General features: G+C 62.0%; 21 protein-coding genes, 2 tRNA genes and 1 pseudogene. 17 read left to right on the top strand and 7 right to left on the bottom strand.

The window, feature by feature from the left end; all coding sequences use genetic code 11:
• Positions 1 to 154 precede the first annotated feature (154 nt).
• The 4 genes from OEG82_RS15145 (at position 155) to OEG82_RS15130 (ending at position 3,968) form a co-directional block, all read left to right on the top strand.
• Positions 155 to 1,042, top strand: a complete 888-nt coding sequence (locus OEG82_RS15145) for a sugar phosphate isomerase/epimerase family protein (RefSeq protein ID WP_267613225.1) — start codon at positions 155 to 157, stop codon at positions 1,040 to 1,042.
• Between the two features lie 61 nt (positions 1,043 to 1,103).
• Positions 1,104 to 2,273 (top strand): mandelate racemase/muconate lactonizing enzyme family protein, encoded by a 1,170-nt coding sequence (locus OEG82_RS15140; protein WP_267613224.1) that lies wholly within the window; start codon positions 1,104 to 1,106, stop codon positions 2,271 to 2,273.
• Positions 2,270 to 3,001: a FadR/GntR family transcriptional regulator gene (locus OEG82_RS15135; protein ID WP_267613223.1), complete on the top strand. Its 732-nt coding sequence runs from the start codon at positions 2,270 to 2,272 to the stop codon at positions 2,999 to 3,001. Before OEG82_RS15140 ends, OEG82_RS15135 begins: the two co-directional genes overlap by 4 nt.
• Complete coding sequence (locus OEG82_RS15130; RefSeq protein WP_267613222.1) at positions 2,994 to 3,968, top strand: NAD(P)-dependent oxidoreductase; 975 nt, start codon at positions 2,994 to 2,996, stop codon at positions 3,966 to 3,968. The genes OEG82_RS15135 and OEG82_RS15130 overlap by 8 nt, the downstream gene beginning before the upstream one ends.
• Positions 3,969 to 4,007: 39 nt before the next feature.
• Here OEG82_RS15130 and OEG82_RS15125 read toward each other — a convergent pair whose 3' ends face one another.
• The 6 genes from OEG82_RS15125 to OEG82_RS15100 form a co-directional block, all read right to left on the bottom strand.
• Positions 4,008 to 5,078 carry an ABC transporter ATP-binding protein gene (locus OEG82_RS15125; protein ID WP_267613221.1) on the bottom strand — a complete coding sequence of 357 codons (1,071 nt, stop codon included), beginning with the start codon at positions 5,076 to 5,078 and terminating at the stop codon, positions 4,008 to 4,010.
• Positions 5,078 to 6,166 carry an ABC transporter ATP-binding protein gene (locus OEG82_RS15120; protein WP_267613220.1) on the bottom strand — a complete coding sequence of 363 codons (1,089 nt, stop codon included), beginning with the start codon at positions 6,164 to 6,166 and terminating at the stop codon, positions 5,078 to 5,080. The genes OEG82_RS15125 and OEG82_RS15120 overlap by 1 nt, the downstream gene beginning before the upstream one ends.
• Complete coding sequence (locus tag OEG82_RS15115; RefSeq protein WP_267613219.1) at positions 6,166 to 6,438, bottom strand: hypothetical protein; 273 nt, start codon at positions 6,436 to 6,438, stop codon at positions 6,166 to 6,168. Before OEG82_RS15115 ends, OEG82_RS15120 begins: the two co-directional genes overlap by 1 nt.
• Positions 6,435 to 7,397 carry a carbohydrate ABC transporter permease gene (locus OEG82_RS15110; RefSeq protein ID WP_267613218.1) on the bottom strand — a complete coding sequence of 321 codons (963 nt, stop codon included), beginning with the start codon at positions 7,395 to 7,397 and terminating at the stop codon, positions 6,435 to 6,437. The genes OEG82_RS15115 and OEG82_RS15110 overlap by 4 nt, the downstream gene beginning before the upstream one ends.
• Before the next feature lies 1 nt (position 7,398).
• Positions 7,399 to 8,289 (bottom strand): carbohydrate ABC transporter permease, encoded by an 891-nt coding sequence (locus OEG82_RS15105; RefSeq protein WP_425497593.1) that lies wholly within the window; start codon positions 8,287 to 8,289, stop codon positions 7,399 to 7,401.
• Between the two features lie 99 nt (positions 8,290 to 8,388).
• Positions 8,389 to 9,699, bottom strand: coding sequence for an ABC transporter substrate-binding protein (locus tag OEG82_RS15100; protein ID WP_267613216.1), 1,311 nt, complete (start codon positions 9,697 to 9,699; stop codon positions 8,389 to 8,391).
• Positions 9,700 to 10,151: 452 nt separating this feature from the next.
• Here OEG82_RS15100 and OEG82_RS15095 point away from each other — a divergent pair, with 452 nt between their 5' ends.
• From OEG82_RS15095 to OEG82_RS15080, 4 genes and pseudogenes are all read left to right on the top strand, one after another.
• Positions 10,152 to 11,348 (top strand): Tm-1-like ATP-binding domain-containing protein, encoded by a 1,197-nt coding sequence (locus tag OEG82_RS15095; RefSeq protein ID WP_267614967.1) that lies wholly within the window; start codon positions 10,152 to 10,154, stop codon positions 11,346 to 11,348.
• A gap of 11 nt (positions 11,349 to 11,359) precedes the next feature.
• Entirely contained in the window at positions 11,360 to 12,208 is an 849-nt protein-coding gene (locus tag OEG82_RS15090) for a phosphoenolpyruvate hydrolase family protein (protein WP_267613215.1), read from the top strand.
• Complete coding sequence (locus OEG82_RS15085) at positions 12,205 to 12,618, top strand: cupin domain-containing protein (RefSeq protein ID WP_267613214.1); 414 nt, start codon at positions 12,205 to 12,207, stop codon at positions 12,616 to 12,618. The genes OEG82_RS15090 and OEG82_RS15085 overlap by 4 nt, the downstream gene beginning before the upstream one ends.
• A 15-nt stretch (positions 12,619 to 12,633) precedes the next feature.
• Positions 12,634 to 13,831: pseudogene (locus OEG82_RS15080) on the top strand (M24 family metallopeptidase).
• An 87-nt stretch (positions 13,832 to 13,918) separates the two neighbouring features.
• Here OEG82_RS15080 and OEG82_RS15075 read toward each other — a convergent pair.
• Positions 13,919 to 13,994 (bottom strand) — tRNA-Val (locus tag OEG82_RS15075).
• A 247-nt stretch (positions 13,995 to 14,241) separates the two neighbouring features.
• On the opposite strand from OEG82_RS15075, the gene OEG82_RS15070 reads away from it, so the two are divergent.
• The 9 genes from OEG82_RS15070 (at position 14,242) to nuoG (ending at position 23,318) form a co-directional block, all read left to right on the top strand.
• Positions 14,242 to 14,318 (top strand) — tRNA-Asp (locus OEG82_RS15070).
• Between the two features lie 424 nt (positions 14,319 to 14,742).
• The gene (locus OEG82_RS15065; protein WP_267613213.1) at positions 14,743 to 15,108 is read left to right on the top strand and encodes an NADH-quinone oxidoreductase subunit A; all 366 of its coding nucleotides are present in this window, start codon (positions 14,743 to 14,745) and stop codon (positions 15,106 to 15,108) included.
• Positions 15,099 to 15,674, top strand: a complete 576-nt coding sequence (locus OEG82_RS15060) for a NuoB/complex I 20 kDa subunit family protein (protein ID WP_267613212.1) — start codon at positions 15,099 to 15,101, stop codon at positions 15,672 to 15,674. Before OEG82_RS15065 ends, OEG82_RS15060 begins: the two co-directional genes overlap by 10 nt.
• A gap of 11 nt (positions 15,675 to 15,685) precedes the next feature.
• Positions 15,686 to 16,288 carry an NADH-quinone oxidoreductase subunit C gene (locus OEG82_RS15055; protein WP_267613211.1) on the top strand — a complete coding sequence of 201 codons (603 nt, stop codon included), beginning with the start codon at positions 15,686 to 15,688 and terminating at the stop codon, positions 16,286 to 16,288.
• A 10-nt stretch (positions 16,289 to 16,298) separates the two neighbouring features.
• Complete coding sequence (locus OEG82_RS15050; RefSeq protein WP_267613210.1) at positions 16,299 to 17,489, top strand: NADH-quinone oxidoreductase subunit D; 1,191 nt, start codon at positions 16,299 to 16,301, stop codon at positions 17,487 to 17,489.
• 100 nt (positions 17,490 to 17,589) lie between these two features.
• Positions 17,590 to 18,801: an NADH-quinone oxidoreductase subunit E gene (locus OEG82_RS15045; protein ID WP_267613209.1), complete on the top strand. Its 1,212-nt coding sequence runs from the start codon at positions 17,590 to 17,592 to the stop codon at positions 18,799 to 18,801.
• A 9-nt stretch (positions 18,802 to 18,810) separates the two neighbouring features.
• Complete coding sequence (gene nuoF, locus OEG82_RS15040; protein WP_267613208.1) at positions 18,811 to 20,118, top strand: NADH-quinone oxidoreductase subunit NuoF; 1,308 nt, start codon at positions 18,811 to 18,813, stop codon at positions 20,116 to 20,118.
• Positions 20,119 to 20,196: 78 nt separating this feature from the next.
• Positions 20,197 to 21,129: an NADH-quinone oxidoreductase subunit E gene (locus OEG82_RS15035; RefSeq protein ID WP_267613207.1), complete on the top strand. Its 933-nt coding sequence runs from the start codon at positions 20,197 to 20,199 to the stop codon at positions 21,127 to 21,129.
• Between the two features lie 107 nt (positions 21,130 to 21,236).
• On the top strand, positions 21,237 to 23,318 hold the full coding sequence (gene nuoG, locus OEG82_RS15030) for an NADH-quinone oxidoreductase subunit NuoG (protein WP_267613206.1): 2,082 nt from the start codon (positions 21,237 to 21,239) through the stop codon (positions 23,316 to 23,318).
• Position 23,319: the final 1 nt, after the last annotated feature.

Raw genomic sequence — 23,319 nt, 5'->3', positions numbered from 1 at the left:
AAGTGCCAAAATAGCGCGTTTGACTGGCGTTCATGGAATATTTCTCGGTGTGGTCGGCTTGATTAGAATCCATTTTGGGCTTAATTGGTCTAACCAGAAGAGGTAATGCAACACAGTGCAGGATGGAGGAGTCCTGCAGCAAGGGAGGATCATCATGCACCTGTCGACTCACAACTGGATGCGGGCCGAGCCGCTTGAGGTCACGCTTCGCCGGATCAAGCAATTCGGCTATGAAAGCATCGAGATTTCGGGTGAGCCCACCCAGTACGACACCAAGGAAACCCGCAAGCTGCTCAAGGAGCACGGCATTCGCTGCTGGGGGGCGGTGACGCTGACCCTGGGCGAGCGCAACCTGGCGGCCAAGGACGAGGGCCAGCGCGCGCGCACGGTCGATTACGTCAAGAGCGTGCTGACCATGGTCAGCGAGCTCGAAGGCGAGGTGATCACACTGGTTCCGGCAACGGTGGGCAAGGTGCAGCCGGATGCGACCGAGGAGGAAGAGTGGGGCTGGCTGGTTGAAGCCACGAAGGAATGTTTCGCGCATTCCCAGAAAGTCGGGGTGAAGATCGGCATCGAGCCGCTCAACCGTTTCGAGACCTATATCTTCAACCGCTGTGCGCAGGCGCTGGCCCTGGCTGACGCCGTGCATCCCGATTGCGGTGTGTGCCTCGACGCTTACCATCTCAACATGGAAGAATCCGACATCTATGACGCCATTCGGCTGGCCGGCAGGCGTCTGTTCGACTTCCATGTCGCCGACAACAACCGCTTTGCCGCGGGGCTCGGCCATCTCAACTGGCCGAAGATCGTCGAGACGCTGAAGGAGATCGGCTATGACGGCGCGCTCACCAACGAGTTCGTCGCACCGGTCGACCGCACGCCGGCGGCGATCTATCCCGACATGGTGGAGCGCGACCCGGTCGACATCTCGCCCGAGCAGCTGAAATTCATCCAGGATCACGGATCCAGCCTGCTCACCGAAAAATTCTATTCGGACCAGATGCGGATCACAGCGGAAACGCTGCTGCCGCTGATCAAGTAACCCGAATCAGGCGCTCCTCCGGGGCGGCGGTTGCCGCCGGCGGAGGGCGAGGGCCCTTGCCATGAAAATCAAATCCGTCCGCGCTTGGTGGATCCAGATACCGATCGAGCAAGCACGCCAGCACACCAGCGATTTCGGAACGCTGCGCACCTTCGATGCCGCCATCCTGCGGATCGAGACCGATGATGGCGTGGTCGGCTGGGGCGAGGGCAAGAATGCCGCCGGCAGCTCCGGCAATTACGCGACCCTGGTTCACCTGATCAACGAGGATTTCGGGCCGCGGCTGATCGGCCGCGATCCGGCCGACGTCACCTTCATCTGGGAAGACCTCTACAATGGCGTCCGCGCCGAAAAATCCGCCCGCGCCGGACATGCCATGCCGGAAATGGCGCGGCGCGGGCTCACGGTCTCGGCGATCAGCGCCATCGACATCGCGCTGTGGGACATTCTGGGCAAGGCTGACGGAAAGCCGGTGTGGAAACTGCTTGGCGGCCGCAAGGCGGATCGGATGCCTGCCTATGCGTCGGGCGGATGGGCCGGCGCGGACCAGATCGGCGACCAGCTCAAATCCTATATCGATATCGGCGGCTTCAGAGCGGTCAAGATGCGGGTCGGCGCCATGGATGCGTCGCCGCATGCCTCGGCGCTACGGGTCAAGGCCGCGCGCGCAGCACTTGGGCCGGACGTCGAGCTGGCGGTCGACGCCCATGGCACCTTCACTGTCGCCGGTGCGCGGCGGTTTGCGCATCTGGTGTCGGATTGCGACCTTGCGTGGTTCGAGGAACCGATCATCGCCGACGACAAGGCGGGTATCGCCGAGTTGCGGGCGTCGGTTTCGGTGCCGATCGCCACGGGCGAGAGCGAGGCGACGCGGTTTGCCTTTCGTGACCTGGCGGTGATGCGGGCGGCCGACATCTTCCAGCCCGATCCCGCCTTTTGCGGCGGCATCACCGAATCGATGCGCATCGGCACCATTGCCTCGGCCTTCAATCTGCGGCTGGCGCCGCATCTATGGGCCGGCGCCCCGTGCTTTTTCGCAGGATTGCATGTCTGCGCGGCGTCTCCGGCGAGTTTTACCGTGGAGTTTTCCCTTGGCGCCAATCCGATGATACATGATATCATTGACGACACTGTCGAAGCGCGGGATGGAATGATCGAAATTCCGGACAAACCCGGACTTGGATTCACCATGAACGAAGCCGTTCTGCAGACCTATGCAAGGCCCCTATGACAAGTTCCGAAACTGATTTCTTGCCCAACCTGGTGGCGCACATCGTGGCGGTGGCGAGCGTCAATGGCAACAAGGCGCCTTCGGAGCGGGAACTGGCCGAGCATTTTGCCGTGAGCCGTGGCCAGGTGCGGGAATCACTGGCGATACTGGAAGCCATGCAACTGATCGAACGGCGCGCCAAATCCGGGATCTACCTGACCATGGACGCAGCCGGGCTGAGCTCGATGGCGCTGCTGGCGCGCGCCGGCGTCCAGCTCAACGCGCGGCAGATCTTCGAAGCGGTGGAATTGCGCAAGATCCACGAGATCAAGGCCGCCGAACTCGCAGCCCAACGCGCCACCGAGGACAATCTTGACCGGCTGCGCGACATTCTCGACCGCTCGGAAAAACAGATCGCCGACGGGCTGGGGCTCTACCGGCTCGATGGCGAGTTCCATCTCGAGATCGTGCGCGCCACCCAGAACGAGATGTTCTACAAGATCTGTTCGGGCTTTTATGCCGCCAGCGAGCAGCGCATGCCGATCTATTTCGGCAAGCCGGACCGCAATCTCAAATCCCACCAGGAGCATCAGCAGATCTTCGAGGCGCTGTACCGCCGCGACAGCATTCTGGCCCAGGCGCTGATGAACACGCATCTGGGACGCGCGCAAAGCTACTGGACGGAAATTCTGGACAATGGCGTCGAGCAGGACACTGGCCTGGGCAACGCCCCACGCGTCCATGTCTGAGAAAATCTTCTCCACCCATCCGCTGCATCCGCAAGTGACCGGGGAGCTGCGCAGCCTCGGCACGCTGGTGGTGGCCAGCGAACCGTCGCCTGCGGCGATCCTGGCTGAAAGCGCCGGGGCGTCGATCATCGTCGTGCGGGCGCCAATTCCTGCGGAGATATTTGCCCGCGAACCGGGCCTGCGGGCGGCGGTAAGGCATGGCGCGGGGCTCGACATGATCCCGCTTGATGCGGCAACGGCAGCCGGTGTGCTGGTCGCCAATGTGCCCGGCGTCAACGCGGTGACCGTGGCCGAACATTGCATCTGGTCGGCGCTGGCGCTGTTGCGCCGCTATCCGCAGCTGAGCCACGATCTGAAATCGGACGGCTGGACCAAGGCGCGGGCGCATTCGGACCATGGCCGGGAACTCAGCGGCCGGACGCTCGGCATTGTCGGCATGGGCAATGTGGGCAATGCGCTGTTTCGCATCGCCCATGCGGGGTTCGGCATGAAGGTTCTTGCCGTGACCAGCCGGCCCGAAGCTCTGCCCGAGGGCGCGCAGGCGGCGGCGTTGCGCGATGTGCTGTCGCAGAGCGATGTGGTGGTGCTGTGCTGCCCGCTGACCGAAGCCACCCGGGGGATGATCGGAGCCGATGAGATTGGCCTGATGTCTGCGGGCGCCATTCTCGTCAATGTCGCGCGGGGCCCGGTGGTTCATGAGCAGGCGCTGATTTCGGCGCTTGAGAGCGGCAGGATCGGCGGCGCGGTGCTGGATGTGTTCGACACGCAGCCCTTGCCGGACGACCATCCCTATCTGGCGATGCACAATGTGATCCTGACGCCGCATATGGCGGGCATCACCGAGGAGAGCATGCTGCGCATGGGGCAGGGCGTGGTGATGGAAACCAGGCGCATCCTGGCGGGCGAACGGCCGGATAATTTCTGCAACCCGACTGCCTGGGAAAGATATCTAAGGCGCTTCGGCTGACATGCTCTGCGCGCGCCGGCCGAAGCGATACGGCCTGGCTCAGGCCAGTGCCAGATTGCGCCCGGTTGCCGGATCGAAATAGAGCACCTTGTCGGGCCGCCAGCCGAATGTCACGGTTTCGTCGATCTGAACCCTGGTCTGTGCCGACACCGTGGCATGCAGGTGGACGCCGCCGACATCCAGCGTCAGGATCTTGATCACGCCGTGGTTTTCGATGTCGAAGACGCGGCCGGTTGCCGGTCCCTGGGAATCCAGCAGCACATCTTCCGGCCGGATGCCGAAGCGCAGCTTTGCACCATCTGATCCGGCGGGGGCTGTGACCGGGAGGCTGAAACTGCCGGCGTCCAGAACCGCATTTGATCCGCTCAGGGTACCATCCAGCAGGTTCATCGGCGGGGTGCCGACCGAGCGGGCGACAAAGGTGTTGATCGGTCTGGCATAGATTTCCGACGGGGTGCCGACCTGCACCAGTCTGCCCTTGTTGAGCACACCGATCTTGTCGCCCATCGACATGGCCTCGACCTGGTCGTGGGTGACGAAGACGAAGGTCGCGCCCAATTCGCTGTGCAGCTTCTTGAGCTCCACCCGCAGCACGTCGCGCAGATTGGCGTCAAGCGCCGACAGCGGCTCGTCCATCAGGAACACCCGCGGTTTGCGCACGATGGCGCGGCCGATCGACACCCGCTGCATTTCGCCGCCCGACAGCCGTTCGACCTTGCGGTCGAGCAGCTTGGTGATCTGCAGGGTTTCGGCGACGCGGTCGACGCGTTCCTTGATTTCGGCGGCGGTGAAGTTCTGCGTCCTGGATTTCAGCGGAAACTCCAGATTGCCGCGCACGGTCAGGCGCGGATAGAGCGAGTATTGCTGCAGCACCAGCGCCACGTCGCGCTCGGCGGCGTTCCATTTGGTCGCGTCCTTGCCATCGATCATCACCTGGCCCGAATTGGGGATTTCCAGCCCGGCGATCACCCGCAAGGTGGTGGTCTTGCCGGCCCCGGTCTGTCCAAGCAGCACGAAGAACTCGCCGTCCTTGATGTCGAGGTCCAGCTCCCGCAGGGCGCTGTTGGGGCCGAATTTCTTGGTGATGCCTTTCAGCGCAATATCGGCCATCAGTGTGCTCCGCGTAGATTGAGGCCGGTGGCCGTGTCAAAGAAATGGGCTTGTGCAGGGGCCAGATTGACCCAGACCCGCTGTCCCTCGCCGGAGACGAAGCCGCTGGCCGTGCGGGCGCGCAGCGAGGTGTTGCCGACGCGGACATCGACGATATCGTGACTGCCCAGGGGCTCGATATTGGTGGTCACGGCTTCGATGAAGCCGTCGGTCTGGTCATGCGCCAGCAGCACCGCTTCGGGGCGGATGCCCAGTGCCAGCGGCACGCCGGCATTGCGGACATTGGCCAGTGCCTCGGCCGGGAAGCGGAAACCCGATTGCGCGCCATCAAGGGCGACGGTGTCGTCCGTGATGCGGACATCGCTGACATTCATCACCGGCGAGCCGACGAATTTGGCCACGAACAGGTTGGTGGGATGCAGATAGACTTCATCGGGCGCTCCCACCTGCTGCAGCACGCCGTCATGCAGGATGACGATGCGGTCGGCCAGGCTCATCGCCTCGATCTGGTCATGGGTGACATAGACCGAGGTCGAACCGCGGGCGATGTGCAGGCGCTTGATCTCGGCGCGCATCTGCTCGCGCAGCTTGGCGTCGAGCACGCCCAGGGGCTCATCCATCAGCAAGGCCTGCGGACGCCGCACAAGCGCCCGGCCGATGGCCACGCGCTGCATGTCGCCGCCCGACAGCGCCGAGGGCTTGCGGTTGAGGTGTTCGGCGATCTGCAGGGTCTCGGCGACCTCGTTGACGGCCTTGTCGCGGTCAGCGGCGTTCATCCGCACAGCGCGCAGCGGGAAGGCTATGTTCTCGCGCACCGTCATGTGCGGGTAGAGCGAGAACGACTGGAACACGAAGGCAATGTCGCGGTCGGCAGCCTTGCGATCCTGCACTTCCGTGCCATTGATCAGGATCTGTCCCGAGGTCACGGTTTCAAGCCCGGCGATTGCCCGCAGAGCGGTGGTCTTGCCGCCGCCGGACTGGCCCAGCATGACGACGAATTCGCCGTCCTCGATGGTCAGGTTCAGATCCTTGAGCACCTGCAGGTGGCCGAAGAATTTCTGCACATTGCGAATGTCGATCTGCGCCATCAGTTGGTCCCCGCGATGCCGGAGCCGCTGCTCGGGGCCTTGTCATTGATTTCCAGCGTGTCGAGGGATTCGTCGATGAAGCTTTCCTCGGGCTCGGGATCGGGGGCAATTTTCGAGGTAATCATGAAGGTGATCAGTCCGATCAGCGTCAGCGTGACGCCGTATTTGTGCAGGAACAGGCTCCAGGGCTGGCACAGCGAGATGATGCCGAAGATCATCAGGCTCTGCGCCGCAGGGGCAAGGAAGCGTTGGTTGATGCTGCGAAAACTCATTTGCGGATCGCTCCGAAGGACATGCCGCGCAGCAGATGGTTGCGCAGAAGGAAGGTGAAGATCGCCACCGGGATCAGGAACAGCAATGTGCCTGCGGCAATCACGGTCCAGTCCGGCAGACCGCTGCCGACCTGGGACGGGATATAGGGCGGCGCGGTCTGGGCGTTGCGGTTGGTCATGATCAGGGCGAAGGCATATTCGTTCCAGGCGGTGATGAAACAGAACACCGCAGTTGCCGCCATGCCGGTCAGCGCCTCGGGCAGCACCACCTTGAAGAAGGCCTGCATCCTCGTGTAGCCGTCGACAAGGGCTGCTTCCTCGTATTCGCGCGGGATCTCGTCGATGAAGCCCTTCATGATCCACACCGAAAAGCTCAGATTGAAGGCTGTGTAGAGGATGATCAGCCCCAGATGGGTGTCGTTGAGCCCGACCACCCGGTACATCAGGAACATCGGGATGGCGACGACCACCGGCGGCAGCATGCGCGTCGACAGGATGAAGAACAGCCAGTCGTCCTCGCCCGCCACCTTGAAGCGGCTGAAGCCATAGGCGGTCAGCGTTCCCATTGACACCGCCAATATGGTCGAGACGATCGAGATGATCAGCGAATTTGTGAAGCGGTCGCCATAGCCCGATGAGCGGACCTCGCCGGTCTTGCCGTTGCGGACAACCTTCTCGCCGCCGTCAAACACCATCTGCTCCCACCAGGGGGCGGCGGCATATTCTTCCGCACTTGGCTGGTCGCGCAGTTGCGAGCGCTTGGTAAACAGCTTGACGAAGGGCGACACGGTCGGCTGGAACACCACCGTCGGCGGAATGGTGGTCGCCAGATTGCGCGGTTTGAACGAGGTGGCCGCGATCCAGTAGATCGGGGTCAGCATGATTGCGAGGGCAACGAACACCGCGACAATTGCCACACGGTTCGTCCATTTTTCCTGGGGGGTACGAACGCCGGCCATCTTAGCGCGCCTTCACTTTGTTGAGGTATTTCACATAGATATTGGTGATTGCCACCACCATGATGAGCACGATGTAGGCCAGCGCCGAGGACATGCCGGTCTGCCATTCCTGAAACGCCATCTTGTAGAGCCGGATGGCGATCAGCTCGGTCGTCGGCTGCGACGACAGCACATAGGCCAGATCGAAAGTCTTGAAGGCTTCCATGGTGCGGAAAATGATGGCGATCATCAGGATCGGCGCCACCAGGGGCAGGGTGATGCGGAAGAAGGTGTAAAGCCCCGAGGCGCGGTCGATCTCGGCGGCCTCGTAGAGATGTTTTGGAACCGCCGACAGCCCGGCCAGCGACAACAGCATGACGAAGGGCGCCCACATCCAGATGTCGACAATGGCGATGGCGTAGAGCGCCATGTCCGGATCGGCCAGCCATTCGAATTTGTCGAGGCCGAGGAAATAGTTGATGATGCCGAAATTGGGATCGTAAAGCAGTTTCCAGAACAGCCCGACCACGGCCATCGACAGCATCATCGGCAACAGCAACAGGGTGGTGATCAGCCCCTTGGCCGGAATCGAGCGGTTGAGCAGCATGGCGAGGCCGAAGCCGACGAACACCTGGCCGGTGACCGAGATCAGCACATATTTCGCGGTGATCGAGAAGTTCTTCCAGATGAAAGGGTCACTGAGCAGGTCACGGTAATTCTGCAGGCCGACGAAATTTGCCGGCGCGTTGGTCGATGCCCGGAAATCGGTGAACGAATAGGCCAGCGAATAGAGCAGCGGGAAAATGTTGAAGATGATCAAGAACGCAATTGTCGGAATGATGAACAGGTTGCGGATGGTCAGGTCACTCAGCCCTCGGGCGGCGGCGCGCGATTCGGGGTCGAGTTTGGTCATGACTTGGGACGCCACGGGTAAAATTCCTTGCGCTTCTGATTGGCTGGGAAGGAAGGGGCGCCGCAGCGCCCCTTTATGTGTCGCGGTGATTGAACGCTGTTACTGCGCGCGACCGTATTTCTTGAAGGTGGCTTCCCAGTCCGCCGCCAGGGCGTCGAGGGTTTCCTTGGCCGTGCCTTCATTGCCGACGATGAACGGATACAGACGCTGGTTGGCAGAGGTCAGCAATTCGGCGAATTCCGGCACTGCCCAGAAGTCCTTGACCTTGAACATGGTCTGGTAGAACGCCTCGTTGTAAGGCGTGGCCTGTCGGAACTCGTCGGATTTGAGCACTGCCGCGCTGGCTGTGTAGCCACCCAGTTCGGCCCAGCGCTTCTGGGTTTCGTCCTTGATGAACCATTCCAGGAACTTCATCGCCTCTTCCTGATTTTCGGAATAGCTGACGATGGAGATGCCCTGTCCGCCAAGGGCGGCGAACTGGTCGCCATCCGGGCCTGCCGGATTGGCGAAGAAGCCGGTATTGGCGGCGTGCGGGTTGGTGGAATCGTTGAGCAATGCCGGGAAGAAGGCGAAATAGTTCATCGACATGGCCACGAGGCCTTCGGTGATCGCCTGGTTGTTCTCGACAAAGAAGGTCTTGGCCCAACCCGGAGGGGTGAAGCTGTAAAGCTTCTTGTAGTTCTCCAGCGCTGCCACGGCCTTGTCGCTGTTGACGTAGCCGTCGACTTCGTAGGTCTCGAAATTGCCGAGTTCTGCGCCATAGGAGAAGATCGCGTTCTCGACACCCATCACCATCGCATCATAGGAATTGTCGGTGTAGATGGCGATGCCGTAGCGGTTCTCGTCGGGACGGTGGAAGAACTCGGCGATGTCGGTGAGCTGTTTCCAGTCTGCCGGAACGCCCAGGTCATAGCCGTATTTCTCCTTGAACGCCGCCATTTCGGCGGGATCCTCGAACCAGTCCTTGCGATAGGACCAGCCGACGGCGTCGCCTTCAGCCGGAACCGCCCAGTATTTCCCGGAATTGCCCGGATATTCGGCGTAGTATTTCACCGTGGCCGGCGCCATGACTTCGCCGAGATTGTGCTCGTTGAAGAAGTCGGTGAGGTCGACATAATGGCCGCCTTCTGATGCGGCGCCGAGCCACTGGCTGTCGCCGACGATCATGTCATAGGCCGAGCCGCGGGCGTTGAATTCGGTGAACGCCTTGGTCTGGAAATCCGACCACGGCGTGGTTTCCACCGTCACCGAGACGCCGGTTTCGGCCTCATATTCGTTGACAAGCTCCTGAAGATAGTTGGCCGGATCCCATTCCGCCCAGAAAATCGTCAGTTCCTGCGCATAGGCCGAGGTGCCGCTTGCCAGTGCAAGCGCCAGTCCGCCGGCCATGCCGATGAGTTTATTGCGCATGTTGTTCTCCTCCCGTTGAATCACATTCGGTTTTCAGTCGCCGACATGTTCGGATTGTGAATCGGTGGCAGTTGCGCCGCGATCCTGACCGTTGCCGGTATGCTTCACTCCTGTGGCGTTCTGGGTGACCCTCCACTGTCACGGTTAATTCCAAATTGGTATTACCAAAAAGCAAAACGGTCAAGCGCTTCCTGTCAGCTGATTTTCGCGCACTTCCCCGGCTTCTCAGCTAAAAAGGCCATGGAACATAGGGAATTTGAAGTTTGTTTGGGTTGACTGTCGCTATTTCACTTGACGTTTGAAGCTGAACAGACTCCTATTTGGTAAGACCAGATCGACGGAATCGACTGGTGCAGGAGGCTATCGTGCTGTCAGGACCGGGTCTGCCGGCGGGCGGACGCGCCGGACCGGAGCCGGACGCGGGAGAGGGTATTGAAAGGCGGGAGGAAGCTTTGAAATACGTCTATGTGGTCGGCACTGCCGACACCAAGGGAGCGGAACTCGCCTATCTGGCGCGGCGTGTCGCCGATGCGGGTGTGCCGGTGCGCAGCCTTGATGTGGGAACCCGGGCGGGATCGGTCGAGGTCGATGTGAGCGCCGGGGAGATGGCCGCTCATCACCCCGACGGCGCAGATGCGGTGCTTGGCGGTGACGACCGCGGCGTGGCCGTCAGCGCCATGGGCGAGGCATTCGCACGGTATGTCGTCGGCCGCGACGATATTGCCGCAGTCATCGGTTTCGGCGGCGGCGGCGGCACCTCGATCATCACCGAGGGCATGCGCGCGCTGCCCTACGGGTTGCCGAAGATCATGGTCTCGACGCTGGCGTCCGGCGATGTTGCGCCCTATGTCGACATTTCCGACATCATCATGATGCCCTCGGTCACCGATTTTGCCGGGCTCAACCAGTTGAGCCGGATGATCCTTCACAATGCCGCCCGGGCCATCGCCGGCATGGCTGCCTCACCTTACGAAAAGACGGATCGACAGCAGTCGATCGGGCTGACCATGTTCGGCGTCACCACCGATTGCGTTACCGCAATTGTCAGCCGGCTTGAAGCCACGCATGATTGCATGGTGTTTCACGCAACCGGTGTCGGCGGGCGAACCATGGAAAAACTGGTCGATGACCGGGTGCTCTCCGGCGTGCTCGATATCACCACCACCGAGGTCTGCGATCTCCTGCTGGGCGGAGTGCTGCCGGCCACCGCCGAGCGCTTTGACGCGATCGCCCGCAGCGGCGTGCCCTATGTCGGATCAGTGGGCGCGCTCGACATGGTCAATTTCTGGGCGCCGGACACGGTCCCCGAGATCCATGCGGGCCGCAAATTCTACCATCACAATCCCAATGTGACGCTGATGCGGACCACACCGGAAGACTGCCGCCGGGTCGGCGACTGGATTGGCCGCAAGCTCAATGCCTGCAATGGCCCGGTGCGGTTTCTGATTCCCGAGCGCGGCGTTTCGGCGCTCGACATCGAGGGCGGCGCGTTTTTCGATCCTGAAGCCGATGCGGCCCTGTTTGGCGCAATCGAGGCGGCCTTCGAGACCTCCGAAAATCGTCGCATCGAGCGTCTGCCGCTGCATATCAATGATCCGGCCTTCGCCAGTGGCCGCAGCCGACGCCTTCCTGTCCATCACCTGACCTAGAAAGACCATCCATGCCAGCAATTTCCCGCTCCGACATTCTCGCACGACTCACAGCCATGGTGGCCGAAGGTGTTCCGATCATCGGCGGCGGGGCAGGGACCGGGCTTTCGGCCAAGGCCGAGGAGGCCGGCGGCATCGATCTGATCATCATCTACAATTCCGGCCGCTACCGCATGGCCGGTCGCGGCTCGGCCGCCGGGCTTCTGGCCTATGGCAATGCCAACGAGATCGTCAAGGAAATGGCGGTGGAAGTGCTGCCGGTGGTGCGTCACACCCCGGTGCTGGCCGGCGTCAACGGCACCGATCCCTTCATCCTGATGCCGCAATTCCTGGCGGAGCTGAAAGCCATGGGCTTTTCCGGGGTGCAGAATTTTCCGACCATCGGCCTGTTTGACGGCGCCATGCGACAGAGTTTCGAGGAGACCGGCATGGGCTTCGGTCTCGAGGTCGACATGATTGCGGCGGCCCACGAGCTGGATCTCCTGACCACGCCCTATGTCTTCAACCCGGAAGAGGCCGAAGCCATGACCCGCGCCGGCGCCGACATCATCGTCGCCCATATGGGGGTGACCACCGGCGGCAGCATCGGCGCGACGTCCGCCAAGAGCCTGGATGATTGCGTGAGCGAAATCGATGGCATCGCCGCAGCGGCGCGGGCGATTCGCCCCGACATCATCGTCCTGTGTCACGGCGGGCCGATCTCGATGCCCGATGACACCGCCTATGTGCTGTCGCGCTGCAATGGCTGCCACGGCTTTTACGGTGCAAGCTCGGCCGAAAGGCTGCCGGCGGAAACCGCCATCCGCGACCAGATCAAGACCTTCAAGGCGCTGCCAAATCTGAAAGGAAGCCAGGCATGAGCGAGAATCTATTTGTCTATCCGGAAGCTGTGGAGCGATTCGCCTTTGACTGGGGCCATCTGACGCTGACCTGCGGGCCGAAGGTCAATGGCGCCTGCAAATTCTCGGCCGGGGTCGTCCATGTGCCGTCCGGCCAGGGCCACACCCGCCGCAATCATCCCGGCGCCGAGGAGATCATCTATGTGCTTGAAGGCAGCGGCGAGCAGATGATCGAGGATACCGACGGCAACCCGGTCACCCAACATGTGCGCGCCGGTTGCACCATCTTCGTGCCCGAAAGCCGTTTCCACTCGACGCTCAACACCGGCTCCGAGCCGATGAAGCTGTTTGTGGTCTACAGTCCGGCAGGGCCCGAGGAGGCGCTGCGCGAACTGCCCGATTTCCGCCTTGTCCTGCCGCCCCATGATTGAACCAGGAAGACTGCCATGATCCACGATATCGCCCCGATGCATGCCGCATCCGCCCAGGACCTGCCATACCGGTTCGAGGACCTTGACGCCGCAATGGAGGCCGCCGGGCTTGATGCCATTGTCGCCACCTCGAAACACAATGTCCGCTATCTGCTTGGCGGCTATCAGTTCATCTTCTTCTCGGCGATGGATGCCATCGGCCAGAGCCGGTATCTGCCGGCCTTCGTCTATATCCGGGGCGATGCCGGCAAGACCGGCTATTTCGCCAACAAGATGGAGATCTATGAGCACAAGGTGGCGCCGTTCTGGGTGCCGGAGTTCCGGCCCGACCACTGGGGCTCGGTCGACACCATGGAAGCCGCGGCCGACTATCTGCAGTCCTGCGGCGTCGCCAGCGGGCGGATCGGCTTTGAAGCCGGGTTCATGCCCAAGGACGGCTACGACGCCCTTGCCGGGGCGCTGCCGCAGGCCAGTTTTGCGGATGCCAGCATGGTGCTGACACGGCTCAGGATGATCAAGACCGGGCAAGAGCTGGATCTCCTGCGCGAGGCGACGGCGCGGATCAGCGAGTCGATGCAGGCGACGATAAAGGCTTCGGGCGAGGGGACGTCGAAATTCGAGATCATCGAGCGGCTGCGGCAGGAAGAGACAAAGCGGGAGCTGACATTCGAGTATTGCCTGCTCACGCTCGGTGACAGCCACATTCGCGCCGGTTCAGGCCAGCGATGGAACAAGGGCGAGGTGATGTCGATCGATTCGGGCGGCAATCTGCACGGCTATATCGGCGACATCTGCCGCATGGGCGTACTTGGCGATCCCGATTCGGAACTGGTCGACATCCTTGCCGAGGTCGAATCGGTGCAGCAGGCGGCCTTTGCCGAGATCGCGCCGGGGAAAACCGGCGCCGCGATGGTGACTGCTGCCGAAGCTGAACTGCGGCGCGGGCCCAATGCCGCCCATAACGACTTCTTTGCCCATGGCATGGGCCTGATCAGCCACGAGGCGCCGTTCCTGATGACAAACCATCCGGTGGCCTATGAGGGCAGTGACGCCGACAGGCCGTTCCAGCCCGGCATGGTGCTGTCGGTGGAAACCACCATGCAGCATCCCAGTGCGCGGCTATATCAAGCTCGAGGACACCGTCATTCTCACCGAATCCGGCCATGAGGTGTTCGGCGCCGACAATCGCGGCTGGATGGTGAGCGCACCATAGGCCAAGGGCGCATGTTTGCGGACGCAGGACATGGCTCTGCCGGGCGACGGGTGCGGCAACGCGAGAATGCTGAAATCAGGGAGAATATGGTGGGCGATGAGAGACTCGAACTCCCGACATCCTCGGTGTAAACGAGGCGCTCTACCAACTGAGCTAATCGCCCCCAGTTCGGTGGCGCTTCCTTTAGGAGGTTCGCGGCGGTTCCGCAAGAAAAAAGCAGCCCGGTTTGACATCAAAGCGCAAGCTTGCGGGATTGCCCGCGCTTCGCAGACGGGTTTGGAGGGGGCTGTTTTCCAACAAGTTTCAACTTTGTCGATTTCCTTCGCAATCGACGCTTGACACCTCTGTGCGAACCCCGTAATTCACCGCTCACGGAACGGCGGTCACCCACTGTTTCGTCTGAAAAATGCGCGGGTGTAGCTCAGTTGGTTAGAGTGCCGGCCTGTCACGCCGGAGGTCGCGGGTTCGAGTCCCGTCACTCGCGCCATTTTTCAACTTTTCGGCTGTTTCGCAAAACAGCCCCTTCTTCAGTCTTGCATACAGACCGAACATTCGGCGCTCCGGCGCCCGATTGTTTCGTCCGGACTGTTCCTGCTCTTGTTCACAGGCTATACCAGACTGCTCCTCCTTGTGGGGATGAGTCTGGCTTGTCGCGATTTCCTGCGGGATGCGGCGATTGGCCTGAACTGAACGCTGCTGAAAAAGCTTGCCATGGGGTGCCGGTCTGGCGAAACAATGACGCGTGAAAGCTGGTACTATAGCAGCAAATGCCTTGCGTGCTCTTGCGCAGGGTGCCGGGCTGCGCTAACCACGCCGCGTTGCAACATGATCAGCCGCGCAGGTGAGGGGCCTGCTCCAGACCTTGAGCCAGGACCGGAGCCTCGACTGTCGCGGATACAGGAACGGACGTCATGACGGAACTTCTGGGCGCTTATGTGCCAATTGCCATTTTCATCGGACTTGCGCTGGTCATCGGACTGGCCTTGCTGATCGCGCCTTTCGCGATCGCATACAAGAATCCGGATCCGGAAAAACTCTCGGCCTATGAATGCGGCTTCAACGCATTCGATGACGCGCGCATGAAATTCGACGTGCGGTTCTATCTGGTGTCGATCCTGTTCATCATCTTTGACCTTGAAGTCGCATTCCTGTTTCCCTGGGCGGTGTCGTTCGGCGATATCGGCTGGATGGGATTCTGGTCGATGATGGTGTTTCTCGGCGTGCTCACCATCGGCTTTGTCTATGAATGGAAAAAGGGAGCCCTCGAATGGGAGTGATCAACGCACCATTGGTGGCGCCTGCGCCCAAGGGCATCATTGATCCCGCCACCGGCAAGCCGGTGGGCAGCAATGACCCGTTTTTCGGCGAGATCAACAACGAGCTGGCCGACAAGGGCTTTCTGGTCACCTCGACCGATGAGCTGATCAACTGGTCGCGCACCGGCTCGCTGATGTGGATGACCTTTGGCCTGGCCTGCTGCGCCGTCGAGATGATGCAGATGTCGATGCCGCGCTATGACGCCGAGCGCTTCGGTTTCGCGCCGCGCGCCTCACCGCGCCAGTCGGACGTGATGATCGTCGCCGGCACCCTGACCAACAAGATGGCCCCGGCGCTGCGCAAGGTCTATGACCAGATGCCGGAGCCGCGCTACGTGATCTCGATGGGATCATGCGCCAATGGCGGCGGTTACTACCACTATTCCTACTCGGTGGTGCGCGGCTGTGACCGCGTGGTTCCGGTGGACATCTATGTCCCCGGGTGCCCGCCGACAGCCGAAGCCCTGCTGTACGGGGTGCTGCTTCTGCAAAAGAAGATGCGCCGCACCGGCACGATCGAGCGCTAGGAGAGCGGATGATGAGCCAAGCCCTCAAGGAACTTTCGGACTATCTCACGGAAGTCAAAGGCGATCTGTTCGACGGCGCGGTGATCGCCTATGACGAACTGACGCTGACGACGCAGCCGTCGAAGCTGATCGAGCTGATGACCTTCCTGCGCGACGATTCGCAGTGCCAGTTCGTCAGCTTCATCGATATCTGCGGTGTGGACTGGCCGGGCCGGCCGGAGCGGTTCGAGGTGGTCTATCACCTCTTGTCGCCGCGGCAGAATTTCCGAATCCGGGTGTCGATCTCTACCTCCGAGGATGTGCCCGTTCCGTCGCTGACGGCGGTCTATCCGGGCGCCGACTGGTTCGAGCGCGAAGCCTATGACCTGTTCGGCATCCTGTTCTCCGGCCATCCGGATCTGCGCCGTATCCTCACCGATTACGGTTTCGAGGGTCATCCGCTGCGCAAGGATTTCCCGCTCACCGGTTTTGTCGAAGTCCGCTATGACGACGAGGTCAAGCGGGTGGTGTACGAACCGGTGGAACTCCGGCAGGAATTCCGCAATTTCGATTTTCTCTCCCCCTGGGAAGGCACCGACTACGTGCTTCCGGGCGATGAAAAAGCCAAGGGGTGAGGGCGCAGCCATGAACGAACACAACGTCCGCAACTTCAACATCAATTTCGGCCCCCAGCATCCGGCCGCGCACGGCGTGCTGCGGCTGGTCCTGGAACTCGACGGCGAGATCGTCGAGCGCGTCGATCCGCATATCGGCCTGCTGCATCGCGGCACCGAGAAGCTGATCGAGGCCAAGACCTATCTGCAGGCAATTCCCTATTTCGACCGGCTCGACTATGTCGCGCCGATGAACCAGGAACACGCCTTCGCCCTGGCGATCGAGAAGCTGACCGGCACCACCGTGCCCAAGCGCGGCCAGTTGATCCGGGTGCTTTACTCCGAAATCGGCCGGATCCTGTCGCACCTGCTCAACATCACCACGCAGGCGCTGGATGTCGGCGCGCTGACCCCGCCGCTGTGGGGCTTCGAAGAGCGCGAAAAGCTGATGGTGTTTTACGAGCGTGCCTGTGGTGCGCGTCTGCATGCGGCCTATTTCCGTCCCGGCGGCGTTCATCAGGACCTGCCGCATGAACTTGTCGAGGACATCGGCGCCTGGTGCGATCCGTTCCTGAAGACCTGTGACGACATCGAGACGCTGCTGACCGACAACCGGATCTTCAAGCAGCGCAATGTCGACATCGCCATCGTCTCGCTCGACGACGCCTGGGCCTGGGGCTTTTCCGGCGTCATGGTGCGCGGCTCGGGTGCTGCCTGGGACCTGCGCCGCTCGCAGCCTTACGAGTGCTATTCGGAACTCGATTTCGACATTCCGATCGGCAAGAATGGCGACTGTTACGACCGCTACCTGATCCGCATGCAGGAAATGCGCGAATCGGTGAAGATCATGAAGCAATGTGTCGAGCAGCTGCTCGGCAAGGAGCGGGTCGGACCGGTCTCGGCCACCGACGGCAAGATCGTGCCGCCCAAGCGCGGCGAGATGAAGCGCTCGATGGAAGCCCTGATCCACCACTTCAAGCTCTATACCGAGGGCTACCGGGTGCCCGAAGGCGCGGTCTATGCCGCGGTCGAGGCGCCCAAGGGCGAATTCGGCGTCTATCTGGTCTCGGATGGCTCCAACAAGCCTTACCGTTGCAAGATCCGGGCGCCGGGATACGCGCATCTGCAGGCGATGGACTTCATCTGCCGCGGCCACCAGCTGGCCGACGTGTCCGCTGCCTTGGGCTCGCTCGATATCGTGTTCGGGGAGGTCGACCGGTGATCAGCATCGCACCTGTCGCAAGCTCCCGCAGCGACGTTACACTGACCGCGCCGCGCTGCGGCGACGTCAACTAGGCCGGAAGAAAGACAAAGAGTTCACCATGTCCGTTCGTCGACTTGCCGAAGATAGTGTCCAGCCCGCAGGCTTCGCCTTCAACAGCGAATTTGCCGCACAGGCGCAGGTTTGGATCAAGAAATATCCCAAGGGCCGCGAGCAATCGGCGGTGATCCCGTTGCTGATGCTGGCTCAGGAGCAGGACGGTTGGGTCACCAAGGGCGCGATCGAAAAGGTCGCCGACATGCTCGGCATGCCCTATATCCGCGCGCTGGAAGTGGCGACCTTCTACACCCAGTTCCAGCTCAAGCCGGTCGGCACCCGTGGCCATATCCAGGTCTGCGGCACCACGCCATGCATGCTGCGCGGCTCGGAAGCGCTGATGGATGTCTGCCGCGCGAAGATCCACCCGGAGCCGTTCCATCTCAACGAGGCGGGAACGCTGTCGTGGGAAGAGGTCGAGTGCCAGGGCGCCTGTGTCAACGCGCCGATGGTGATGATCTTCAAGGATTCCTACGAGGATCTTTCGCCGGAGCGTCTGGCCTATATCATTGACCGGTTCGGTGCAGGACGGCCTGAGGAAATCCGGCCAGGGCCGCAGATCGACCGGATCTATTCGGCGCCCGAAAGCGGGCTGACGAGCCTGACCGAGGAAATCAAGCCCGCCAGGATGGACGCGTCATCGGATTCGGTGGCCGGAGCGGGATCGCCCGAAGCAACCAAGGCCGGACGTCCGAAGTCGCCAGCAACGGAGCCTGCGACCAAATCGCCGGAAGAGGCCAAGGCCAATGTGAGAGCGGACGCCAAGTCGGCGGAAAGCGCAACCGATGCGCCCGAACTCAAGGAAGCGCGGACATCGTCGGCTGCGGCCAAGGCCGGCGACGAGACCAAGCCTGCGACCGAGGGCGATGCCAAACCGGACGTTGCGGGCAGGGCTGAGGGCGGCACCAAATCCGCCGCGGCCAAGCCGTCGCTTGACGACGAGAACCGTCCCGCAGGGATCGACAAGCCGGCCAATCCGGATGATCTCAAGCTGATCTCCGGCGTCGGTCCGAAGATCGAGGGCATTCTCAATTCGCTGGGAATCTACACGTTCGAGCAGATCGCCGCCTGGACACAGGCGGAGTGCGACTGGGCCGACGGCTATCTCCGGTTCAAGGGCCGGATCGATCGGGATGACTGGCTCAACCAGGCCAAGGCGCTGGCCAAGGGCGGCGAGGCCGAGTACTTCAAAGTCTTCGGCAAGAAGCCGCGATAGAGGTGAATGATGCTAGCTGACAAAGACCGGATTTTCACCAATATCTATGGCGTTTACGACAAGTCGCTGAAGGGTGCGATGGCGCGTGGCCATTGGGATGGCACCAAGGGGTTCCTGGAAAAGGGGCGCGACTGGATCATCTCCGAGATGAAGGCATCAGGCCTGCGCGGACGCGGCGGAGCCGGGTTCCCGACAGGGCTGAAATGGTCGTTCATGCCCAAGGAAAGCGACGGCCGTCCGCATTATCTCGTCATCAATGCAGATGAGTCCGAGCCGGGCACCTGCAAGGACCGCGACATCATGCGCCATGATCCGCATACGCTGATCGAAGGCTGCGTGATCGCCGGTTTCGCCATGGGCGCCTTCGCCACCTATATCTATGTGCGCGGCGAATATATGCGCGAACGCGAAGCGCTGCAGACCGCGATCGATGAGTGCTATGATGCCGGTCTGCTGGGCAAGAATTCCAAGCTCGGCTACGACATGGACATCTATCTGCACCATGGCGCCGGGGCCTATATCTGCGGTGAGGAAACTGCACTGCTCGAAAGCCTTGAAGGCAAGAAAGGCCAGCCGCGTCTGAAGCCGCCATTCCCGGCCAATGTCGGCCTCTATGGCTGCCCGACGACCGTCAACAATGTTGAATCGGTTGCAGTCGCCCCGACCATCCTGCGCCGTGGCGGCGCCTGGTTCGCCGGCATCGGCCGCCCCAACAACACCGGCACCAAGCTGTTTTGCGTGTCCGGTCACGTCAACACGCCCTGCACGGTGGAAGAGGCGATGTCGGTTCCGTTCCGCGAGCTGATCGAGACCCATTGCGGCGGCATTCGCGGCGGCTGGGACAATCTGCTGGCGGTGATCCCGGGCGGGTCCTCGGTGCCGATGGTGCCGGGCGCCGATATCATCGACACGCCGATGGATTTCGACAGCCTGCGCGATCTCAAGTCGGGTCTTGGCACCGCGGCGGTGATCGTCATGGACAAGTCGACCGATGTGGTCAAAGCCATCTGGCGGCTGTCGGCCTTCTACAAGCACGAGAGCTGCGGCCAGTGCACGCCGTGCCGCGAAGGCACCGGCTGGATGATGCGGGTGATGGAGCGTATGGTCAAAGGCAATGCGCAGAAGCGCGAGATCGACATGCTGTTTGATGTCACCAAGCAGATCGAAGGCCACACCATCTGCGCGCTTGGCGATGCGGCCGCCTGGCCGATCCAGGGTTTGATCCGGCATTTCCGTCCCGAGATGGAAGCGCGGATCGATCAGTACACACGAAACGCCGTCCAGAGCCGCAATGTGCGGCTGGAAGCGGCTGAATAAGAGGTCCGCACAACCGGACCCGGCATGATAGGAAACGTCACAGGGGATCAGAGCCAACAGACGACTTAGGAGAAACTGATGTCGATGTTTTCTTTTCCCACCGAGATGAACATGAGCGAGATGATGAAACCGATAAATCCGATGGCTGATTGGACCAAGACGGCAGACCTTACGGTTTCGCCGCTGATGGTCTATCCGTTGGGTGCCGCGGCGGCTGCCACGGCCGTGGGTTTCGGCATTGCCGGTCAGATGACCGGGCTGATGTTGGGCGCCGTCCAGGGCGCCATGCAGACCCAGAGCGCGCTGATGGGCGCGCATCCGGATATGAGCTGGATGATCCCCGGATTGGCGGAAGATCTGGCGCCGGAAGAGGACGAGGCAGAAGCGATTGTCGCTTCCAAGCCTGCGGCGAAAGCCAGGTCCGCCGATGTGGTCGAGCTGAAGCAGGCCGAAAAACCCGCTCCAGCGGCAGAGGCCGTTCAGCCGGTCAAGGCCAAGACGGCACCGGCCAAGACGACTGCGGCAAAGCCGGCCAAGACAAAGCCGGCGACTGCCAAGGCGAAGGCGGCGAAGGCCGAGGCTTCCAAGGTCGAAGCTGCACAGGCCGAGGCCAAGGCGCCCGCCGCCGCCAAGGATGCGGCAGCGGTGGTTGTCGAGAAGCTCAAGTCGGACGCGGATGTCGCCGTTGCCATGGCGCAGGAGCCTTCTGCGGTTGCCAAGGCCGCGCAGGCGGATCCGGCAACCGGCCTGGCGCCCGAGGATTTTCGCCGGCCTGTCGAGATGGCGAAGCCCGAAACGCCGGACGATCTGAAAGTGATTTCCGGGGTCGGGCCGAAGCTCGAACAGGTGCTCAATGGCCTGGGGGTCTGGACCTACGCGCAGATTGCCGAATGGCAGCCGGAAGAGGTGGCCTGGGTCGAGGATTATCTTCAGTTCAAGGGCCGGATCGGCCGCGACGACTGGATTTCTCAGGCCAGTAGGCTGGCAAAGGGCGGCGCAACCGCCGGGTAGCAGATTTGGGCCGGGCGGTTTGACTGCCGCCCGGCCAGACACAATCAGGTCCCTTTCAGGGATGATACGCGGTCTTATGGACCGTTCGCAAAGGTAGGACTGCTTGCATGGCCAAGATCAAGGTTGATGGAAACGAGATCCAAGTGCCGGACCACTACACGCTGTTGCAGGCGTGCGAGGAGGCCGGTGCAGAGGTGCCGCGGTTCTGTTTTCACGAAAGGCTGTCGATTGCCGGCAATTGCCGCATGTGCCTGATCGAGGTGAAGGGCGGACCGCCCAAGCCGACCGCATCCTGCGCCATGGGCGTGCGCGACCTGCGGCCCGGCCCCAATGGCGAGACCCCGGAAGTCTTCACCAACACGCCGATGGTCAAGAAGGCGCGCGAAGGGGTGATGGAGTTTTTGCTCATCAACCATCCGCTGGATTGCCCGATCTGCGACCAGGGCGGCGAATGCGACCTGCAGGACCAGGCCATGGCCTTCGGCATGGACAATTCCCGCTACGCCGAAAACAAGCGTGCGGTCGAGGACAAATATATCGGACCGCTGGTCAAGACGATCATGAACCGCTGCATTCACTGCACGCGCTGCGTTCGCTTCACCACGGAAGTGGCAGGCATTTCCGAGCTGGGCCTGATCGGCCGCGGCGAGGATGCCGAGATCACCACCTATCTCGAACATGCCATGAGCTCCGAGCTGCAGGGCAATGTCATCGATCTGTGCCCGGTCGGGGCGCTGACCTCGCGGCCCTACGCGTTTCAGGCGCGTCCGTGGGAGCTCAACAAGACCGAATCCATCGACGTGATGGATGCGGTCGGTTCGGCGATCCGGGTGGATACCCGCGGCCGCGAAGTGATGCGGGTGATGCCGCGCGTCAACGAGCAGATCAACGAGGAATGGATTTCCGACAAGACCCGCTTCATCTGGGACGGTCTGCGCACCCAGCGGCTCGACCGCCCCTATGTGCGGCGCAACGGCAAGCTGGAAGTGGCATCCTGGGGCGAAGCCTTTGCCGCCATCGGCATGGCCGTGTCCGCCGCCGCGCCCGAACGCATCGGCGCGATTGCCGGCGACCTGGCAACGGTGGAGGAGATGTACGCGCTCAAGACGCTTGTCGCCTCGCTCGGTTCCACCAATATCGATTGCCGTCAGGACGGTGCCGCGCTCGACCCGTCACTGGGACGCGCCAGCTACATCTTCAACCCGACCATCGAGGGCATCGAGGACTGCGATGCGGTGCTGATCATCGGCTCCAATCCGCGCCGCGAAGCCGCGATCCTCAACGCCCGGCTGCGCAAGCGCTGGCGGATGGGCGAATTGCCGATCGGGCTGATCGGCGAGGCGGCGGATCTGCGCTTCGGCCATGAATATCTCGGCGCCGGACCTGAAACGCTGGCCGGACTGGTCGACGGCTCGAACTCCTTTGCCGACACGCTGAAGAACGCCAAGAAGCCGATGATCATCATCGGCCAGGGTGCGCTCACCCGCAGCGACGGCGCCGGTGTCCTGGCCAATGCCGCAAGGCTTGCCGATGCGATTGGCGCTGTGACCGAGGACTGGAACGGATTCGCGGTGCTGCACACGGCAGCCGCGCGCGTCGGCGGTCTTGATCTCGGCCTGGTGCCGGGCGAGGGCGGCCTCAATGCAGCACAGATGCTGACCGGCACCGACGTGCTGTTCCTGCTTGGCGCCGACGAGCTCGATTTCACCCGGAAGACCGCGGGCTTCACCGTCTATATCGGCACCCATGGCGACAATGGCGCCCATCATGCCGACGTGATCCTGCCGGCGGCTGCCTATACCGAGAAGTCGGGCACCTATGTCAACACAGAGGGCCGGGTGCAGATGACCAACCGCGCTGCCTTCGCTCCTGGCGAAGCACGCGAGGACTGGGCGGTGCTCAGGGCGCTTTCGGATGTGCTGGGCAAGAAGCTGCCCTATGATTCGCTGCTGGCGCTGCGTGCCGCGCTCTATGCCGAATACCCGCACTTCGCTGAAATCGATGCGATATCCACCGGCGATGGTGGCGCAATTGCCGCAATTGCGAAGAAACCGGGCAAGATGAACAAATCGGCGTTTGCTTCGACGGTCAAAGACTTCTATTTGACCAACCCGATCGCACGCGCTTCGGCGGTGATGGCTGAATGCTCGGCCTTGGCGAAGACCGCCAAGGCAGTGGCGGCGGAATAGG

The organism is Hoeflea ulvae (genome assembly GCF_026619435.1).
Lineage (GTDB): Bacteria > Pseudomonadota > Alphaproteobacteria > Rhizobiales > Rhizobiaceae > Hoeflea > Hoeflea ulvae.
This window is presented reverse-complemented; position numbering and strand designations above follow the sequence as displayed.

What these genes read in the sequence shown, in the direction of transcription:
- OEG82_RS15145 (WP_267613225.1), top strand. Translation starts at nt 155, where the DNA reads ATGCACCTGTCGACTCACAACTGGATGCGGGCCGAGCCGCTTGAGGTC.
- OEG82_RS15050 (WP_267613210.1), top strand. Translation starts at nt 16,299, where the DNA reads ATGAACGAACACAACGTCCGCAACTTCAACATCAATTTCGGCCCCCAG.
- OEG82_RS15140 (WP_267613224.1), top strand. Translation starts at nt 1,104, where the DNA reads ATGAAAATCAAATCCGTCCGCGCTTGGTGGATCCAGATACCGATCGAG.
- OEG82_RS15085 (WP_267613214.1), top strand. Translation starts at nt 12,205, where the DNA reads ATGAGCGAGAATCTATTTGTCTATCCGGAAGCTGTGGAGCGATTCGCC.
- OEG82_RS15055 (WP_267613211.1), top strand. Translation starts at nt 15,686, where the DNA reads ATGAGCCAAGCCCTCAAGGAACTTTCGGACTATCTCACGGAAGTCAAA.
- OEG82_RS15105 (WP_425497593.1), bottom strand. Translation starts at nt 8,289, where the DNA reads ATGACCAAACTCGACCCCGAATCGCGCGCCGCCGCCCGAGGGCTGAGT.
- OEG82_RS15060 (WP_267613212.1), top strand. Translation starts at nt 15,099, where the DNA reads ATGGGAGTGATCAACGCACCATTGGTGGCGCCTGCGCCCAAGGGCATC.
- OEG82_RS15100 (WP_267613216.1), bottom strand. Translation starts at nt 9,699, where the DNA reads ATGCGCAATAAACTCATCGGCATGGCCGGCGGACTGGCGCTTGCACTG.
- OEG82_RS15120 (WP_267613220.1), bottom strand. Translation starts at nt 6,166, where the DNA reads ATGGCGCAGATCGACATTCGCAATGTGCAGAAATTCTTCGGCCACCTG.
- OEG82_RS15110 (WP_267613218.1), bottom strand. Translation starts at nt 7,397, where the DNA reads ATGGCCGGCGTTCGTACCCCCCAGGAAAAATGGACGAACCGTGTGGCA.
- OEG82_RS15045 (WP_267613209.1), top strand. Translation starts at nt 17,590, where the DNA reads ATGTCCGTTCGTCGACTTGCCGAAGATAGTGTCCAGCCCGCAGGCTTC.
- OEG82_RS15135 (WP_267613223.1), top strand. Translation starts at nt 2,270, where the DNA reads ATGACAAGTTCCGAAACTGATTTCTTGCCCAACCTGGTGGCGCACATC.
- OEG82_RS15125 (WP_267613221.1), bottom strand. Translation starts at nt 5,078, where the DNA reads ATGGCCGATATTGCGCTGAAAGGCATCACCAAGAAATTCGGCCCCAAC.
- OEG82_RS15035 (WP_267613207.1), top strand. Translation starts at nt 20,197, where the DNA reads ATGTCGATGTTTTCTTTTCCCACCGAGATGAACATGAGCGAGATGATG.
- OEG82_RS15090 (WP_267613215.1), top strand. Translation starts at nt 11,360, where the DNA reads ATGCCAGCAATTTCCCGCTCCGACATTCTCGCACGACTCACAGCCATG.
- nuoF (WP_267613208.1), top strand. Translation starts at nt 18,811, where the DNA reads ATGCTAGCTGACAAAGACCGGATTTTCACCAATATCTATGGCGTTTAC.
- OEG82_RS15115 (WP_267613219.1), bottom strand. Translation starts at nt 6,438, where the DNA reads ATGAGTTTTCGCAGCATCAACCAACGCTTCCTTGCCCCTGCGGCGCAG.
- nuoG (WP_267613206.1), top strand. Translation starts at nt 21,237, where the DNA reads ATGGCCAAGATCAAGGTTGATGGAAACGAGATCCAAGTGCCGGACCAC.
- OEG82_RS15130 (WP_267613222.1), top strand. Translation starts at nt 2,994, where the DNA reads ATGTCTGAGAAAATCTTCTCCACCCATCCGCTGCATCCGCAAGTGACC.
- OEG82_RS15065 (WP_267613213.1), top strand. Translation starts at nt 14,743, where the DNA reads ATGACGGAACTTCTGGGCGCTTATGTGCCAATTGCCATTTTCATCGGA.